This is a genomic window from Tumebacillus avium (assembly GCF_002162355.1).
Lineage (GTDB): Bacteria > Bacillota > Bacilli > Tumebacillales > Tumebacillaceae > Tumebacillus_A > Tumebacillus_A avium.
This window is the reverse complement of the sequence record NZ_CP021434.1, coordinates 1,601,177-1,614,447: the sequence shown is the minus strand read 5'-3', so window position 1 is coordinate 1,614,447 and position 13,271 is coordinate 1,601,177. Positions and strand designations below refer to the sequence as shown.

Sequence of the window (13,271 nt, the reverse complement as noted above, 5' to 3'; positions counted from 1 at the left end):
TACGTAAGCGTCTAATACTCCCCACCTCCACACGAAACATAGAGCATGAGATAATCCTCCTCAGACGGAAATGAGGAGGAATTTTTTATGACTCGAAGCGAGCTTCGAGCTGTATGGGAATCTCGAATCTCTGACTGCCGCGCCAGCGGTCAAAGTGTAGCGGCGTGGTGTACAGCTCATCAGATCAATTCTCGCCAGTACTACTATTGGCTGCGCAAGCTCTCCAACACTGAGATGCCTTCACCTCGCTGGTTGGAGGTCTGCGCAGACCAACAGCCAAGTAACGAAACCGACTCCTGCTTGCAGGTCAAAATTGGCTCTGCCGTGATCGAAGTCAAGCCAGGTTTCAATCGAGACCTGTTGGCGGATGTCGTCCTTGCCTTGCAAACGATATGTTAAACGAAACCGACATAACTCGTGTCTACATAGCCAGCGGCCACACGGACCTTCGCAAGTCGATAGACGGTTTGGCCGCCTTGGTTCAGGAGAGTTTCGAACTGGATCCATTCTCCCAATGCCTGTTTGTCTTTTGCAATCGGCAACGAGACAAACTTAAAATCCTGCACTGGGAGCATAACGGCTTTTGGCTCTACTATCGCCGCTTAGAGCGAGGAACCTTCCAATGGCCGCAAAAGAAATCTGGTCCAACGATGCAGATCAGTCGAAGAGAGTTGCGGTGGCTTCTGGATGGCTTGTCGCTTCAGCAACGAAAGGCACACCCGAAACTCACCGCACAGACGGTGATTTAGTATGAAAAAATTCTTGTTCTCACTAGGAGAATGAGAGCTTCAAGGCGAAGAAAAAAGTATGAAACCTACAATAGCCATCCCAACCACCATTGAAGAACTTCAAAAACAGAACATACAACTTGGAATACAAAACGCAGAGTTGAAAGCTAAGCTCAACTGGTTGGAACAACAGTTTCGTCTCAGCCAACAGAAGCGTTTCGGTGCCTCAAGTGAGCGGACAAACGCGGATCAGTTGGAACTGTTCAACGAAGCGGAATCCGAATCCTCCACAGCCGTGCCAGAGCCGACCGCAGAAACGATTCAATACGTCCGCAAGAAGAAACGTGGACAGCGAGAAGAATTGCTTGAAAACCTGCCGGTTGAAACGGTGGAATACCGTCTCTCGGAAGACGAGCAGGTCTGCTCGTGCTGCGGTGGTCCTACCCATGAAATGAGCACGGAGGTTCGCCAAGAGCTGAAAATCATCCCGGCTCAAGTAAAAGTGTTGAAGCATGTTCGCTATGTGTATGCGTGCCGCCGTTGTGAGCGTGAGGAGATCAGCACTCCCGTGCTGACAGCTCCCATGCCGCAACCTGTATATCCTGGCAGTTTGGCTTCCCCATCCGCATTGGCTTTTATCATGAATCAAAAGTACGGGGAAGGCTTGCCCTTGTATCGTCAGGAGCAGCAACTCATGCTTCTCGGAGTAAACCTGTCGCGACAAACGATGGCCAACTGGATGATCTATGCAGCTGACCGCTGGCTGAGCCTGCTGGAGAATCGTATGCGAGAGCACATGCTGAAGCAAGACATTCTGCATGCCGATGAAACGACCCTGCAAGTACTGCGTGAACCGGGTCGGGCAGCCAAGAGCACATCGTATCTCTGGCTTTACCGTACCGGGCGCAACAGTCATCCGATCATCGTGTATGACTACCAGCCGACACGAGCAGGCGAACACCCGCGACAGTTCCTGTCCGAGTTTCACGGCTACCTGCATGTGGACGGATACGCGGGGTATAAGAAGATCCCTAACGTCACCCTGGTCGGGTGTTGGGCACATGCTCGCCGCAAGTTCGACGAGGCTCTGAAAGCATTGCCGGCCTCCAGCCGAACCGCAGCTGTAACCGCGAAAGAAGGGCTCGAGTTCTGCAATCGTCTTTTCGCGATCGAACGCGAGATGAAAGATGCCTCGCCGGAAGAACGATACACGGCCCGTTTGGAGCGTAGTCGGCCCATACTGGAGGAATTTTCGGTATGGCTACAGACTCAAAAATCCCGCGCGTTACCGAAGAGCGCACTGGGGCAGGCCATAAAGTACTGCCAGAACCAATGGGTAGCATTGGGGGCGTTTTTGCTCGATGGGCGTTTGGAGATCGACAACAACCGAAGTGAACGCGCCATCAAACCATTCGTGATTGGACGGAAAAATTGGCTGTTCGCCAATACTCCACGCGGCGCAAAGGCAAGCGCTGTGATCTATAGTCTTGTCGAGACGGCGAAGGCGAACGGGGTAAATCCGCTGGTCTACCTGACCTATCTCTTCGAGACCCTGCCCAACCTTGCGAACCCTCATGATCACCATGAGCTGGATCGCTTGCTCCCGTGGTCGGACACGCTGCCGCTCATCTGCCGAGTATTTAATAAAAAGCACGAATCGCCTTCAGTTCTTGCGTAGCTGAAGGTTATTCGTGTTTTGTTTACGATGAATATCTTTCAAGCAGTCCCCACCTTTCGGCAAACGACACAAGGTGGGGACTGTTTTACGCTTACAATAATACTGTATGATGGATTCAGTCTTTCTTTCCTAGATTTGTGTAATGATATATACCGACTTATTTTCCTTGCTTTCTGTTCCGAAGAAATAGACGTTATTGCCAAGAAATAATTCATAATATCCCGAATTCGAAGCTTCTGGCTCCCCCGATAGCCCTAACACTATTTGAGAAGGAGCGCCAGGGACTATTTCGAACGTGGCCCCCTCTAATATTTGCATCAGGAAGAACATGTCTAGATCCTTGTTATACGTGGCAGGCGCCTCATCGTCTAAAATCCAATTTGGGCAACCACCTATTTTGTTTGCATCAATATACTGATCGGCATTTTCTACAAGGTTGATTTTCTTGTACTTTATCTTTTCCTTATAGTCATCACGTTTTGTACCTGATGAAGTTTTGTAAATTAGTATTCTAAAGTTTTTCTGGTATGTTTCCAGAAATCCTGCAGGGATATCTGCTCCAGTTAATTCTCCGGACAACATCTCAGGTATTAAATAATCTTTATGCGCACACGATGTACAGGAGAATAAAGCCATTGTACGGCCAGCCCATAAATGGCTATCTGGAAATGCTACTTGAAAATAAAAGGTCTGCTGCTCTCCACACAAATGGCAAATGGGCAATTCATAGTCTGAAGGGATATGTGGGATTCCTCCTATAAAGGAGGTATGTATCTCTACCTGCGTTTCCTCACCTTGTTCGAGCAGTAGAAGACGGCATTTTTCCGTTAACATGATCATCACCTCTAATACTATAGCTAAATAAAGTAGTTCGGCTCTGCATCCATCCGTCTTAGAAATTCTTCTAAGTTGTTTGCGATTGCTTTCCCGAAATAATAAATTTTGCATTCGCCATTATGTTCTTCTTGGCTTACATCCATGGTTAAATAGCTTCCTTCCGAAACCTCGAAAAAGACAAGTGAGTTTACATTATCGTAGAGCTCACGATCTGGATCAAATTCATAAATGTCTTCACCGAGTCTAAAATCAGCCACACTCATTGGATCCATGATCCTATTAATGCCTTGTTTGCTTTGAATACATAAAAATCCATACCCTATTTCTAGGTAAAATGAACGTAATTCCTCTGGGAATTCTCGAGAAATTCGTGATTCAGCCTCAAGAACTTCAGATTCTTCTAAACTGTAAAAAGAATGATTCCCCTGGCTGGCATTGTCTTCTCCCTCGTGCAACACATATTTTCTAAGAAAGAAAAAACCGGACATCCGGGTCTCGACCTCCTATTTGAAAAAACTACTCTAGTACATCTTGAGAAAACCATACATCTTTCTCTCGTTCAGAAATATAGAACCTAAAACCATACGGTAAGGCAAGATACTTAAGTAAATCCGGCCTCTTAAAAGCCAAGTGGTAATAATGCACATTCATTAGTGAATCTATGTTGTCATCGTATAGATCAGTTGTGATCCACCACCCTGACATGTGACTAGGTGAAGGATACCTTACGGCATCAACTGCAAGCCCTTCATATACCCCTTTCGAAATAACAATATTTTGTGCGAAAGTTGGGAAGCTCGGAGTAACATTGTGTTTTTTACACTCCTCTCCTTGCTCCCTAATGACCTGAATTGAGTAATCGACACCTTGAATATAACCATCTCCATTGCTGTCGGCCTCCCAAAGGTTATAGAAGGGGGCATCATCAGAATTCAATTTCAAAATCCACGAATAGTACGCGATTGTCTGATCAGGCTTTATCGTAGGATTGTAGTCGAGTATATAATCCACTAAGTATTTTAATACTTCTATATAATCCTGACCCTCTTCTTTCCCAACGACTACTTTCAATTCCCTACCAATGCAATTTAGTAGACCATTTGTTTTTATATACCGGTTCTCAAAGTAGACATCTATTTCTCGATAAACAGTCCTCATACCGCACCCTTCCCCCGCTCAAAACATATGAGAGCTCAATCGTTTTACATGTACGCGATGAATGTAGCCCCTTTTGTTTCAAACTTTCTTGAAGGTTCATCTCTAATCTCGCGAATCAAACTAGTAATTAACTCTTTTTTATCAGGATCAAGATTCTTTACCACTTCCGCGTAGATGATTAGACTTGGAGCGTGATTTAAGATTCTTTTGTTAAGGATCACTGCCCAACCTTTTGCATGAGGAAACAACGTTGGCAATGAGACGGCCAGTTTTCTAAGCGCGACCTCTTGTCCAAAAACTCTATCTAAGCACTCGATCGCATGAACAAGCCCAAACATTATTTCATCATGTTCGGCTGAGTCATCAAAACCCAAACACAGATCCGAGATCAAACTCTCTTCACCGAGATTCATCATTGACTCGATGGCTACTTCAAAGTCCCTCAAATATAGCTCTTCAGTCGTAATACCCATCCTCAAAAACAATAACCCCGTCAATTGGAGCCTCTTGCGATAAAAGTGTTACAAACACCCCGATTCCATACCGAAAAGAAATGAAACCCGACTCATCAACTTCGATTGAATCGTCAATCTCTTGAAAAAACTCTCTTACTTCCCTAAACGGTCGACCGATCAGCTTTCGCCCCATAAAAGTCGGGTCAGCAGGTTCGAAAAATTCAACCGCTTCACATAGTTCTGAAGATTTATAGTAAACATGACACCATTCAAACGCATCGGTCAAAGCCACAGAGGGCTCCGATTTTCTGAATTCGGAGACACTCTCATTCAGTACCCGACGGACATCCGCCCTCGGCATACCAAATTGAATTGGGCCAGCACTACGATAAGCAGTAATTGCGAACTCCATAACACACCTCTTTTGCTCTAAATTCTGTCATTCTTCAGCTTTTCGCCGGTGATCAGGTCGTTGTCATTTAAAAAAGGGGCACTGAATTCTCAGCACCCCTCATTTCGATGGTTCTAGTGTAATTTTTCAATCAGCTTAGAGTAGATACCTTTGCCCAAATCAATTCCTGAGTCATCCACTCCCTCATACCAATCGTATAGATCAACGTATCCTACACTTCCCCATTTTTTCATTAGTTCTTCAAAACTTTGAGCGATTAATAACCCATGCAAATTTGGCCCATCGTCCATCACATTATGCTCTAGAAACATGACTTGCCCACCGTCCTTTTTAAGGCAGAAGGAATCGCCATTTGGGAAAATAAAGAGTGGGAGCCACCCGGGCCAATCGGTTATTAAAGCCTCGACACCTTCACTGTTCTCATTGTCGTGTAAGGTGTACTCTTGGACAATTGCAATCATGTCCTGATAATACTCGTAAATCTCACTCGGTGAAAGTAATCGAATTTCACCCCTTTTACATTCACTTCCAAATACCTCTTTTTCGGCAGTCCAGACAAGATGAATTGAGGCAGCGTTCTCTAAGTACAGATTTCTTAGTGATTCTGGTAGGCGAAAACTTAAGTTGTTTTCAACATTCGTAATTTCATCAAGGTTTGTTGGATCAGAAATCACCAAACGTTCAATTTCGATCCCATCAATTTCCCGTAGTCCTCTCACAACACTTTCTAAATGATCAAGATAGTTCATATTTACCTCTTCCCATAAGGATGTATTGTAATTCCTGAGAGCCCATGATCATCCATCATCTTCCCAGCAAATTTATAGATATCCTCTGCCCCTGCATTTGGATTTCCATCAATAAAGTCCATCCACTTCTGATTCCATTTTGCGTCACCATGGATAAATTTCAGATGGTGACTCGCTTTACCATGTGAAAGAGTTACTGTGTACTGATCTACATCGATACCTCTTTCTGCAATGAAATCAGCATATGGCTTACTCTTTCCTCTAAACTTTGGAATAATATGATGGTCTGCAACTTTTGTAGGCTCTGGTAGTAATAAAATCTCCTGACCAATTGGGCAAACTCCTGTATTATGCGTCCAGATCTTTATATCCGTCACAAAATACGAATGATAGTCCGTAACACTGAAGTTATAGACACGGGTGGTCACTTGCTTCACCTGAATGTCCTTTACTTCAAGCGTCATACCCGAAGCCGTATCGAGCTGGTCACCGACCTTGAGGTTCTTGGTGCGCACCCAGCCGTGGTTGTGGACGTAGAAGGGGTGCTCGCCGGTGGTGGTCAGCGTTTCTGTGCCTACTTGGATAGTATATATCTCTTCGGCATCTCTTTGGAAGGTGCCGTTGACTTCTTTGTAGGTGACGGCTCCGGTGGCGTCGTCTTTTGATAGGACTTTGTCGCCGACGTCGATTTCCTCGATCGGCTTTTGGCCGTTCTCCGTCTCGATCAGGGTACCGGCGGTGAAGCAGTTGCCGCAGCCTATGGGGACGTCGTCTAGTTTCCTCTCCAGACTCACCGCTTTGTCGAGGGCTTTGGCTGACTTCATTCCGGCTGAGAGCGCGTTCTTTAAGGCTCCTCCGCCTGGGATGAGAGCAGTGACGCCGGAGGCGGCGCGTTCCCAGAAGCCGAGCTTTTCACCGGTGATGATGTCGTAACCAGTGATCGCTTCGATGGCAGACTTGATGTTGCCTAAGACTGGGATCGAATCTACACCTGCAGATAGCAGTTGGAGAATGATCGACATCTGTTGAGGTGATATACCTGCCTTCTCGAGCAGAGACGCGATACGACCGTCTTTGTTCATCCAAGCCGGAAGTGGCGGCGGCTCTACTTCGTCCGGGTTGTCCGGCAGGGGTGGTGGCGGATACCAGCCGTCGTCGTTGCTGCCTGTACCACCGCCGCCTCCGCGGTTGCCCCAGTCGTCGGGGTTGGGGGAGTAGCCGCAGCGGAGGTCGCCGTTGTCGTCTTCGTAGCACGGCGCATGGCCGCTCGGGTCGGTGATGTTGATCGGGTTGTTCAGGGCGTACGCATAACGGTTCAGCGTCTGCGGGAGGTCGCCGAGACCCGTCCAGCTGTCTTGCGTCGTGAAACGTCCGACAGACGGGCTGTACCAGCGGGCGCTGTAGTCCATCAGGCTGGCTTTGATGTCGTAGCTTTTGCCGGTCAGACCGACTTGGTTATATGGCGTCCAAAGCTGGGTGAATACGCCGCCGAACGCATCGTAGCGGTACTTCAGCACTTCGCTGCCGAGGTAGTCGGTCAGGTCGGTGACATTGCCCATGCCGTCATAGTGGTAGAACAGGTGGTGTCCGCGGTCGCGCAGGTTACCGAGGTAACCTTGCTCTTTGCGGCCTTGGAAGCCAAACATCATGCGGGAGACGACTTGGTCATCCGCACCACGGTAGTACTGGGCAAATGTCTCGCCGGTCGCACCGTTGTACTCGCTGAGCAGGTTGTTACCGTCGTAGAGGTAATTGGTCAGCTCTTGCTTCAGGTGGTAGTTTTTGATCACACCGCCTGTGCCTGCGGTGGTAGTGCTGCCACTTCCGTTGCTGTTGCCGTTGTTCCCATTTCCGTTGCCGCGGCCGTTGGCGTTGCCTTTGCCGTTGCCCGGGTTGGGATTTTTGTCATGTCCGTAGGCGTTGCCGTTGTTGCCAGCTCCGCCGGCAGCCGTGCCCGTTCCGCCTTGGCCCATCGAGGCGCCGGGGCCGTTCAGGTCGTAGTACTGCTCTTCGCGGGACACTTTGCGGCCGAATGCATCGTAGTCGTAGTGGACGTACGTCTGATCCGGGTAGTTGACTTCGGTGAGCAGGTTGTCCGCGTTGTATTTGTAGCTGACCTGGCCGTACGCGGTCATTTTCGAAGTCAGGTTGCCGTTGGCGTCGTAGGTGTAGCTGTCACCGTCGACGTCGGTCAGGCGGTTGGCTTTGTCATAGCTGTAGGTGACAAGGCCGTAGTCGTCGGTCATGCTGGTGCGGTTGCCTGCTGCGTCGTAGGTGTAGGTGACGCGCTCGACCGGGTTCAGGAAGAAGTCCGGGTCTTCCGGGACGTAGTTGGCCGGATAGCCCAGCTCCTGAAGGATCTGCGGCGAGTAATCGCTGATGTCGGTGCCGGTGCGCTTGTTTTTGCCGTACGCATGGCCGTTGCCGTTGCTGTTCGGATTTTTGTCGCCGCCGTTACCATTGCCTTTTCCGTTGCCATTGCCCGGCGTGTCGGGTTTGCCGCCGGAATTGCCGTTTCCGCCACCGTTGCCGTTGTTGGTGCCAGTGTCAGGTTTGCCGCCGCCGGGGGTTTTGACTTCGCCAGCGTTGTTGCCGCCTTTGGCTGCTTGCGGGACGGTCGGAGCTGCGGTGTCGACATCGCCGGAACCGTCTGCGCCGACCGGGAAGAGCTTGCTCAGCGGCGGGGTGTAGTAGGTGTTGCGAATGGTTTTGATTTTTTCGATCGGGTAGAGCGCTTCGACCACGCGGTTCAGCTCGTCATAGGTGAACTGGGTCACCGCGCCGTCTTCTTCGGTCTGGGTCAGGATGTTGCCGAGACCGTCGTAGGTGTAGTTAAACGTCGACAGCACGCCGGTCGTCGTCTTCGTGTGGATCTTGGTCGGACGGCGGTTGTGGTCGTAGGTGTAGGAGGTGACCGTCTGGTCGCCGCCTTTGATCTCCGTCACTTGGCCGTACGGGTCGTACGTGTACGAGGTGACCAGGCCTTCCGGGTCGGTCATCGACTGGATCTGGCTGCGCGAATCGTAGGTGTAAGCGATGACGCGGCCTTCCGGGTCGGTGAGCTTCGTGCGATTGCCAACTGCGTCGTACTCGTAGGCAACCGTTTTGCTCAGTTGCGGGTTGGTGACTGCGGTGATGCGGTTGAGCTGGTCATACGCGTAAACTTCTTCCAGCGCGCCGTTTTTCGCGCGGGTCAGGCGGCCGATCTCGTCGTATTCGAAGACGGACGGGGTCTTGCTCTGGTTTTGAATCTGAGTCAAAAGTTGGCGCTCATCGTACACATACTCGGTACGCTTGCCGAGCGCGTCGATGCGGGCGGTCTGATTGCCCATTTTGTCATACTCAAAACGGGTGATGCCGTTTTCGCCGTCTTTTTCAGACGTGACGTTCGACATCGCATCATACGTCCAGACGGTGGTCTGGCCGAGCGGGTCGATCTGCTCGGTCTGGTTGCCCATCGCGTCGTAGCGGTAGGCGGTGACGCCTTTTTTCGCATCGGTGACGGTGGTCAGGCGACCCAGTGCATCATACGCGTAGGACGTTGCCACGCCGTTGGCATCGACCATGCCTGTCACGTTGCCCATGGCGTCATAGGAGGTGGTGGTGACCTTGCCTTCGCGGTCTTTCACTGCCACTTCGCGGTTGGACGCATCGTAGGTGTACTCTTTGGCCACCCCGTCATGGTCGATCTCGCGCAGCAGGTTGTTTTCCCCATCGTACTCGTAGCTGGTGGTAAAACCGCCCGTGTCGGTCGTTGCGGTCAGGCGGTTCAGCTTGTCATACGCCAGCTTCGTCTCGCGGTTCATCACGTCGACGATGCGGGTGAGGTTGCTGTTTTTGTCGTATTCGTATGTCGTCTGCTGGTTGAGCGGATTTTTCACCGCGGTCAGACGGTTGGCATCGTCATAGACGTAGCTCCACGTCTGCTCCAGCTCGTTGGTGCGGGTGAGCAGGTTGCCGTTCTTGTCATACGTCAGCGCCGTCTTGTAGCCCTTCGGATCGGTCACTTCGGTCAGACGGCCCAGCGCATCGTACTGGTACTGGGCAAAATGGCCGCGCGGGTTGGTCTTTTTGGTCAGACGGCCCAGCGTGTCATACTCAAATTTCGTCTCGCCGTTGCCCGCGTCTTTCTGCAGCATAACTTGCCCGACCAAATTGTACTCGGTGCGTTCGGTCGCGCCGTTGGGCAAGCGAACTTCGGTAAAGCGGCCTTGCGGATCATACGTGTAAGTGGTGACGCCGTTCTCTTTGTCGGTCACCGTCAAAACGCGGCCCAGCGCATCATACGTGTAGCGCGTGGTGTGTTTCAGGAGGTCGGTTTCTGTGGTGAGCTGGCCAAGTGCGTCATAAGCAAACGCGATCTCGCCGTCCGGCGTGACCGTTTTGGTCAGGCGATTGGCTGCGTCATATTCATAGCGCGTCTCATGATTGCGCGAGTTGGTGAACGACACCAGATTGCCCACTGCATCGTATTGGTAGCGCACTTTCAGGTTTTCGTCTTTGACCACTTCGGTGGTGCGGGCGGTCAGGTCGTAGTTGTAGGTGACCTTGTGCCCTTTCGGATCTTCCACGCCGGAGAGACGTCCGGCATCGTCATAGGTAAAGGTGTAGACGTTGCCCAGCGGATCTTTTTGCGTGAGCATCTGCCCGGACGGGTTGTACGTGTAGGTCGTCGTTTTCCCGCGCGGGTCTTTGGTCGAGAGCAGCTGCCCTTTTTTGTCATACGCATACTCGGTCTCGCCGCCGGCTTGGTTGATCTGCTTTTTCATCCGGCCGGCTTCGTCGTATTCGTAACGGGTGGTTAAGCCGCCAAATGTCTCGGAGGTCTTGTTCCCCGTCACATCATACGTGTATGTCGTGGTGCGGTTCAGCGGATCGGTGACCGACTCCAGTTGCCCGATGACGTTGTATTTGTAGCTGGTCACTCGCCCTTCGGCATCGGTGACGGTCAGCGGGTTGCCGAGATCGTCGTAGGTGTAGGTCTCGGTGCGGCCGGCCTGGTCTTTCTTGGTCAGCACCTGGCCGTCGGCGTCATAAGTGAAGGAAACACTTTGGTTCTTGGCATCGGTGACCGTCTCCACGAGACCAGCCGCGTTGTAGGCGTATTTCGTCTCCTGCTGCAGCGGGTTGATCTCTTTGGTCACGCGGCCCAGCGCGTCACGCTCGTAGCGCGTGGTGCCTTTGGGCGTGGTGAGCGCGGCAACGTTGCCGTAGATGTCGTACTCATAAGTGGTGGCGATGACGCCGGTGCCGGATTTGCTTTCCAGGCGGCCGTTTTCATCCCATTTGTAAGTGACGGTGCGTCCGCCCGGATAGGTGGCCGAAGCCAGCTGCCCCAGCGGCGTGTAGGTGTACGAGGTGGTGCGGTCACCCGGTTCGATTTTTCTCGCCAGTTGACCCAAGTCGTTGTATTCATACTCGGTAGCGTTGTTTTGCTCATCGTACTCACGGACCAGACGGCCTTTGTCATACTCGGCCCGCGTCTTCAGCCCCATCGGGCCGGTGGTGACGGAAGGCTTGAGGTTGCCGCCTTGATACTCCATGGTTAAGCTTTTGCCGCCCGGGTAGTTCACTTCCTTCAGACGGTTGGAATTGTCGTACAGGAAAGTGGTGACCTGCCCTTTGGGGTCGGTCATGTCGGACAGTTCGGCATAGTCGTTGTAGTCAAATGTGCTTACACGGGAGGCGTTGTCTGTGCGGGACAAGACAACCTGCCAGAACCACGACACTTCGTTGGTCGTGACTTTGCCGCTCGGCTCTTTGACCGACTGCACAGCGCCGCGGTCGGTGTAGGTGTATTCCCAAACTCCGCCGCCCGGCTGTTCGACGCGGGTCGGCTTGTCGAACACCGCATGGTATTGGATGCGCGTTTCGCGGCCCATCGGCTCGACGCGGCGGGTCATGTTGCCTTTCGCATCGTATTCCATCGTTGTGGTGCCTTTGGGTGTCGTAAGCGTTGTGACTTTGCCGTCCGCGTTGTATGCGTAGGACGTGGTCGTGCCGTCCGGATCGACTTTTTGCGCGATTTTCTTGTTCGCGCCGATCGTGTAGAGAGTGCGATGTCCGTCAAAATCGGTGCGGGTCACTTGGTTGCCTGCATAGGCGTAGGAATAGATCGTGCGTTTTTTCGCATCTTTGATCGCGGAGACTTTGCCGCCGCTGTATTCGAAATAGGTCGCCACGCCGTTTTCCGCACGCGAGGTGATGCGGTGGCTGCCATCGTAGGTGTATTCCACCTTCGAGCCGTCCGGACGGGTGACTTTCGTTAAGTTTTCATTGGAGTCATAGCCATAATAGTAAACCAATCCGCCGAGGTCTGTGACGCTGTAGACGAGGGACGAAGCGCCCTGGTAGCCAAACGCCAGGGACGGACGGGTGTTGCCTTGCAGTTTCTTCATCCGGCCTTCTGCATCGTAGTCGATGAACATGGTCAGACCGGTCACATTGTCCGCATAGCGCAGCAGTTTGCCTGCCGTCTTCGGCGCGTCGGTGCGCCACTTGGCGTAGTAGCCGTGGAATGCGTAGTTCGTGCCGCCCAGCGGTTCGCGGAGCAGATAGTCGGTCGGACCGCGGCGGACCAGCTCCTTTTTGTTGGAGGCGTCTTGCGCCGCATAGCTGCCGAGGTGCAGCGGATACCAGATCGTGTCGTCGCCGTCATACGTCTCGACGATCATGTCGGGATCGTTTTTCGTGTAGACGTACGATTCGGTCGTGCCGTTCGCTTGCAAGTCGGCCATCGCAAAATCAGCGAAGATCTGCAGCCGGCGCTCCTGCGGAATCGACCAGCCGTGGCCAAACATCGTCTCGTTGTCCGTCTTGTCACTGGTGTACGAGCGGGCGATTTCCAGCACCGGCCCATACGACGTATAGGAAAAATCTTTTTCGGTCAGCACCAACGCCCCGGTGGCGATGTTGACCGGCTCCTGCGGCGTCACCGGCGCAGGATCTGCCACATCGACGATCGGCGTGTTGCCCGTGCCGCCGGTGGTGTGGTTTTGTCCGCTGACAGCGGAGCTCATGATCTCTCCGGCCGGGTCGAAAGTCTGGCCGTTTTCCGGCAGCCAATCGAGCAGCGGGTCCCACTCGCCTCCCGTTGCCGCAGCGCTGGCCGGTGTGGCAAAGCCCTGGAGCAGGGATGTCACGACAAGCGTCACGATCAAAAAGACCGACAAGACCTGCCGTTTGAGTCGTTTACCCATTCCTTTTGTCCCTCCCATGATTAGGTATAGATAGGTAATAATGCCTACTATCTTT

General features: G+C 52.0%; 10 protein-coding genes. 3 read left to right on the top strand and 7 right to left on the bottom strand.

Annotated features, from left to right (window positions below; all coding sequences use genetic code 11):
- Nucleotides 1–87: 87 nt before the first annotated feature.
- From tnpA to tnpC, 3 genes are read left to right on the top strand one after another with little or no spacing between them, the layout of a single operon-like run.
- Nucleotides 88–399 (top strand): IS66 family insertion sequence element accessory protein TnpA, encoded by a 312-nt coding sequence (gene tnpA / locus CBW65_RS07445; protein ID WP_087456258.1) that lies wholly within the window; start codon nucleotides 88–90, stop codon nucleotides 397–399.
- Nucleotides 393–749: an IS66 family insertion sequence element accessory protein TnpB gene (gene tnpB / locus CBW65_RS25340; RefSeq protein ID WP_087456259.1), complete on the top strand. Its 357-nt coding sequence runs from the start codon at nucleotides 393–395 to the stop codon at nucleotides 747–749. Before tnpA ends, tnpB begins: the two co-directional genes overlap by 7 nt.
- 58 nt (nucleotides 750–807) lie before the next feature.
- Entirely contained in the window at nucleotides 808–2,406 is a 1,599-nt protein-coding gene (gene tnpC / locus CBW65_RS07435; protein ID WP_087456260.1) for an IS66 family transposase, read from the top strand.
- Between the two features lie 129 nt (nucleotides 2,407–2,535).
- Here tnpC and CBW65_RS07430 read toward each other — a convergent pair whose 3' ends face one another.
- From CBW65_RS07430 to CBW65_RS24135, 7 genes are all read right to left on the bottom strand, one after another.
- Nucleotides 2,536–3,240, bottom strand: a complete 705-nt coding sequence (locus CBW65_RS07430; protein ID WP_087456319.1) for a hypothetical protein — start codon at nucleotides 3,238–3,240, stop codon at nucleotides 2,536–2,538.
- A gap of 23 nt (nucleotides 3,241–3,263) precedes the next feature.
- A complete protein-coding gene (locus CBW65_RS07425; protein ID WP_087456318.1) occupies nucleotides 3,264–3,731 on the bottom strand; it encodes an SMI1/KNR4 family protein in 468 nt (155 codons plus the stop codon).
- Nucleotides 3,732–3,759: 28 nt separating this feature from the next.
- Entirely contained in the window at nucleotides 3,760–4,401 is a 642-nt protein-coding gene (locus tag CBW65_RS07420) for an immunity protein Imm33 domain-containing protein (RefSeq protein ID WP_087456317.1), read from the bottom strand.
- A 44-nt stretch (nucleotides 4,402–4,445) separates the two neighbouring features.
- Nucleotides 4,446–4,898, bottom strand: coding sequence for an Imm30 family immunity protein (locus tag CBW65_RS07415; RefSeq protein ID WP_232463461.1), 453 nt, complete (start codon nucleotides 4,896–4,898; stop codon nucleotides 4,446–4,448).
- Nucleotides 4,858–5,268 (bottom strand): hypothetical protein, encoded by a 411-nt coding sequence (locus CBW65_RS07410; protein WP_087456315.1) that lies wholly within the window; start codon nucleotides 5,266–5,268, stop codon nucleotides 4,858–4,860. Before CBW65_RS07410 ends, CBW65_RS07415 begins: the two co-directional genes overlap by 41 nt.
- Before the next feature lie 113 nt (nucleotides 5,269–5,381).
- Nucleotides 5,382–6,017, bottom strand: a complete 636-nt coding sequence (locus CBW65_RS07405) for an SMI1/KNR4 family protein (protein ID WP_087456314.1) — start codon at nucleotides 6,015–6,017, stop codon at nucleotides 5,382–5,384.
- A gap of 2 nt (nucleotides 6,018–6,019) precedes the next feature.
- The gene (locus CBW65_RS24135; protein ID WP_198299780.1) at nucleotides 6,020–13,216 is read right to left on the bottom strand and encodes a polymorphic toxin-type HINT domain-containing protein; all 7,197 of its coding nucleotides are present in this window, start codon (nucleotides 13,214–13,216) and stop codon (nucleotides 6,020–6,022) included.
- Nucleotides 13,217–13,271: the final 55 nt, after the last annotated feature.

What these genes read in the sequence shown, in the direction of transcription:
- tnpA (WP_087456258.1), top strand. Translation starts at nt 88, where the DNA reads ATGACTCGAAGCGAGCTTCGAGCTGTATGGGAATCTCGAATCTCTGAC.
- CBW65_RS24135 (WP_198299780.1), bottom strand. Translation starts at nt 13,216, where the DNA reads ATGGGTAAACGACTCAAACGGCAGGTCTTGTCGGTCTTTTTGATCGTG.
- tnpB (WP_087456259.1), top strand. Translation starts at nt 393, where the DNA reads ATGTTAAACGAAACCGACATAACTCGTGTCTACATAGCCAGCGGCCAC.
- CBW65_RS07425 (WP_087456318.1), bottom strand. Translation starts at nt 3,731, where the DNA reads ATGTCCGGTTTTTTCTTTCTTAGAAAATATGTGTTGCACGAGGGAGAA.
- tnpC (WP_087456260.1), top strand. Translation starts at nt 808, where the DNA reads ATGAAACCTACAATAGCCATCCCAACCACCATTGAAGAACTTCAAAAA.
- CBW65_RS07430 (WP_087456319.1), bottom strand. Translation starts at nt 3,240, where the DNA reads ATGTTAACGGAAAAATGCCGTCTTCTACTGCTCGAACAAGGTGAGGAA.
- CBW65_RS07420 (WP_087456317.1), bottom strand. Translation starts at nt 4,401, where the DNA reads ATGAGGACTGTTTATCGAGAAATAGATGTCTACTTTGAGAACCGGTAT.
- CBW65_RS07410 (WP_087456315.1), bottom strand. Translation starts at nt 5,268, where the DNA reads ATGGAGTTCGCAATTACTGCTTATCGTAGTGCTGGCCCAATTCAATTT.
- CBW65_RS07405 (WP_087456314.1), bottom strand. Translation starts at nt 6,017, where the DNA reads ATGAACTATCTTGATCATTTAGAAAGTGTTGTGAGAGGACTACGGGAA.